This is a genomic window from Corynebacterium halotolerans (assembly GCF_050107895.1).
Lineage (GTDB): Bacteria > Actinomycetota > Actinomycetes > Mycobacteriales > Mycobacteriaceae > Corynebacterium > Corynebacterium halotolerans_B.
Genome location: NZ_JBNILW010000032.1, coordinates 1 through 4,240, shown reverse-complemented (window position 1 = coordinate 4,240; position 4,240 = coordinate 1). Strand labels below are relative to the sequence as shown.

The 4,240-nt window shown below is 56.0% G+C and carries 2 rRNA genes; both read left to right on the top strand.

Going from position 1 to position 4,240, the window contains the following annotated elements:
* Positions 1-22 precede the first annotated feature (22 nt).
* A 16S ribosomal RNA gene (locus ACQCVD_RS15370) occupies positions 23-1,542 on the top strand.
* Positions 1,543-1,914: 372 nt separating this feature from the next.
* Positions 1,915-4,240: ribosomal RNA gene (locus ACQCVD_RS15365) — 23S ribosomal RNA — on the top strand; the annotation flags it as partial.

The following is a 4,240-nucleotide window of genomic DNA, read 5'->3' as shown; positions in this document are numbered from 1 at the left end:
CCCCTTGTTGTGGGGTGGTTCTTTTGTGGAGAGTTTGATCCTGGCTCAGGACGAACGCTGGCGGCGTGCTTAACACATGCAAGTCGAACGGAAAGGCCCGCTTGCGGGTACTCGAGTGGCGAACGGGTGAGTAACACGTGGGTGATCTGCCCTGCACTTCGGGATAAGCCTGGGAAACTGGGTCTAATACCGGATAGGACCGCATCGTAGGTGGTGTGGTGGAAAGATTTATCGGTGCAGGATGAGCTCGCGGCCTATCAGCTGGTTGGTGGGGTAATGGCCTACCAAGGCGTCGACGGGTAGCCGGCCTGAGAGGGTGGACGGCCACATTGGGACTGAGATACGGCCCAGACTCCTACGGGAGGCAGCAGTGGGGAATCTTGCACAATGGGCGGAAGCCTGATGCAGCGACGCCGCGTGGGGGATGACGGCCTTCGGGTTGTAAACTCCTTTCGCCAGGGACGAAGCCGTGAGGTGACGGTACCTGGATAAGAAGCACCGGCTAACTACGTGCCAGCAGCCGCGGTAATACGTAGGGTGCGAGCGTTGTCCGGAATTACTGGGCGTAAAGAGCTCGTAGGTGGTTTGTCGCGTCGTCTGTGAAATTCCGGGGCTTAACTCCGGGCGTGCAGGCGATACGGGCATAACTTGAGTGCTGTAGGGGAGACTGGAATTCCTGGTGTAGCGGTGAAATGCGCAGATATCAGGAGGAACACCGATGGCGAAGGCAGGTCTCTGGGCAGTAACTGACGCTGAGGAGCGAAAGCATGGGTAGCGAACAGGATTAGATACCCTGGTAGTCCATGCCGTAAACGGTGGGCGCTAGGTGTAGGGGACTTCCACGTCTTCTGTGCCGTAGCTAACGCATTAAGCGCCCCGCCTGGGGAGTACGGCCGCAAGGCTAAAACTCAAAGGAATTGACGGGGGCCCGCACAAGCGGCGGAGCATGTGGATTAATTCGATGCAACGCGAAGAACCTTACCTGGGCTTGACATACACCGGACCGGCGCAGAGATGCGTCTTCCCTTGTGGCCGGTGTACAGGTGGTGCATGGTTGTCGTCAGCTCGTGTCGTGAGATGTTGGGTTAAGTCCCGTAACGAGCGCAACCCTTGTCTTATGTTGCCAGCACGTTGTGGTGGGGACTCATGAGAGACTGCCGGGGTCAACTCGGAGGAAGGTGGGGATGACGTCAAATCATCATGCCCCTTATGTCCAGGGCTTCACACATGCTACAATGGTCGGTACAGTAGGTCGCGAACCCGTGAGGGTGAGCCAATCCTGTGAAAGCCGGCCTCAGTTCGGATTGGGGTCTGCAACTCGACCCCATGAAGTCGGAGTCGCTAGTAATCGCAGATCAGCAACGCTGCGGTGAATACGTTCCCGGGCCTTGTACACACCGCCCGTCACGTCATGAAAGTTGGTAACACCCGAAGCCAGTGGCCCAACCCTTGTGGGGGGAGCTGTCGAAGGTGGGATCGGCGATTGGGACGAAGTCGTAACAAGGTAGCCGTACCGGAAGGTGCGGCTGGATCACCTCCTTTCTAAGGAGCTTTAAGTTCCCTGCCCGTGGCCGCGCAGTTGCGTGGGGGGTGGGGGTTGTTGGTGGGGGTCACATGTGTTGACCCGCTGACAGAAGTTAATCGGCGTGGAGATGACCCTGATGACGGTGAACATGAGATGACCTGCTGCCGGTGGTGGTGGGGGTGGATGGCATGCTGTTGGGTGTCTGGGACAACATCTTTTGTTCCTGGTAGCTGACCTTGGCTGGTGGTGTCTGGTCCCTGTGGGGGCTCAGGTGGTGCTGGTGGGGGTGTGTTGTGTGAGAACTGTATAGTGGACGCGAGCATCTTTATTCTTGTTGTGAGTTTTTTGACCATGCCGCCGCCCCGGTTGGGGTGGGTGGTGTGTGTTTGTGTGTTTGTTTTAAGGGCACACGGTGGATGCCTTGGCATGCTGAGCCGATGAAGGACGTGAGAGGCTGCGTTATGCCTCGGGGAGTTGCCAACTAAGCGTTGATCCGAGGATGTCCGAATGGGGAAACCCGGCCACTGTTATGGGTGGTCACCCGCAGGTGAATTCATAGTCTGTGTGGGGGTTACGCGGGGAAGTGAAACATCTCAGTACCCGTAGGAGAAGAAAACAAGAGTGATTCCGTTAGTAGTGGCGAGCGAACGCGGATGTGTGGCTAAACCTGATGCGTGTGATACCTGGTGGGGGTTGCGTGTTGGGTGTTGTGGGGTGTGGTCTGACTGGTTCCACCAAGACCGGTGCATGATCATGTGTGTTAGCGGAAGTGGTTTGGGATGGCCCACCGGAGTAGGTGAGAGTCCTGTACGTGAAGACGCATGTGGTGGTGTTGACCATGTCCCCGAGTAGCAGCGGGCTCGTGGAATCTGCTGTGAATCTGCCGGGACCACCCGGTAAGCCTGAATACTCAGTGTGACCGATAGCGGATAGTACCGTGAGGGAATGGTGAAAAGTACCCCGGGAGGGGAGTGAAATAGTACCTGAAACCGTGTGCTTACAATCCGTCAGAGCATCCTGTGGGGTGTGATGGCGTGCCTTTGGAAGAATGAGCCTGCGAGTCAGCGGCATGTCGCGAGGTTAACCCGTGTTGTGGGGTAGTCGTAGCGAAAGCGAATACTAACGAGTGTGTTGTAGTGGCATGTCCTGGACCCGAAGCGGGGTGATCTACCCATGGCCAGTGTGAAGCGATGGTAAGACGTCGTGGAGGCGCGAACCCACTTAGGTTGAAAACTGAGGGGATGAGTTGTGGGTAGGGGTGAAAGGCCAATCAAACTCCGTGATAGCTGGTTCTCCCCGAAATGCATTTAGGTGCAGCGTTGTGTGGTGCTTGCCGGAGGTAGAGCTACTGGTTGGTTGAGCGGGACTATCATCTTAGCAACATCAGCCAAACTCCGAATGCCGGTGTAAGTTAGCGCAGCAGTGAGACTGTGGGGGATAAGCTTCATAGTCGAGAGGGAAACAGCCCAGATCGCCGGTTAAGGCCCCTAAGGGTGTACTAAGTGGAAAAGGATGTGGGATCGCGACGACAGCCAGGAGGTTGGCTTAGAAGCAGCCATCCTTGAAAGAGTGCGTAATAGCTCACTGGTCGAGTGGTTCTGCGCCGACAATGTAGTGGGGCTCAAGTACACCGCCGAAGCCGCGGCAATAATTTATTATTGGGTAGGGGAGCGTCGTGCATGCGGGGAAGCGTCCGGGTGACCGGGTGTGGAGTGTGTGCGAGTGAGAATGCAGGCATGAGTAACGAATTGATGAGTGAGAATCTCATCCGCCGGATGACTAAGGGTTCCTGGGTCAAGTTCGTCTTCCCAGGGTGAGTCGGGGCCTAAGGCGAGGCCGTCAGGCGTAGTCGATGGATAACGGGTTGATATTCCCGTACCCGTTCATGTGCGTTCCATGGTGAGGCAGTGATACTAACCATCCACAAACACGGCGCATCACCTTTTGGGTGATGGTTGTGGGCGTGCGTGGGGCCTGAGCTGTAGTAGTCAAGTGATGGGGTGACGCAGTGAGGTAGCCGAGCCATTTATTGGATTGTGGTGTAAGCGTGTAGGACGGGGTGTAGGCAAATCCGCATCCCATGTGTCTGAGACGTGATGCGTAGGCACTGTGTGCTGATGTTGGTGATCCTGTGCTGTCGAGAAAAGCCTCTAGCGAGTGTGTGAACGGCCCGTACCCTAAACCGACACAGGTGGTCAGGTAGAGAATACTAAGGCGTTCGGGTGAACTGTGGTTAAGGAACTCGGCAAAATGCCCCCGTAACTTCGGGAGAAGGGGGGCCACTGCTGGTGAAGGGATTGACTCCTGGAGCTGGTGGTGGTCGCAGAGAATAGAGGGAAGCGACTGTTTATTAAAAACACAGGTCCGTGCGAAGACGTGGAAGTTGAGGTATACGGACTGACGCCTGCCCGGTGCTGGAAGGTTAAGAGGACCTGTTAGGTGTTAAAGCCGAAGCGGAGAATTTAAGCCCCAGTAAACGGCGGTGGTAACTATAACCATCCTAAGGTAGCGAAATTCCTTGTCGGGTAAGTTCCGACCTGCACGAATGGCGTAACGACTTCCCTGCTGTCTCAACCACAGGCCCGGTGAAATTGCAGTACGAGTAAAGATGCTCGTTACGCGCGGCAGGACGAAAAGACCCCGGGACCTTCACTATAGCTTGGTATTGGTGTTCGGTTCGGTTTGTGTAGGATAGGTGGGAGACTGTGAAGCTAT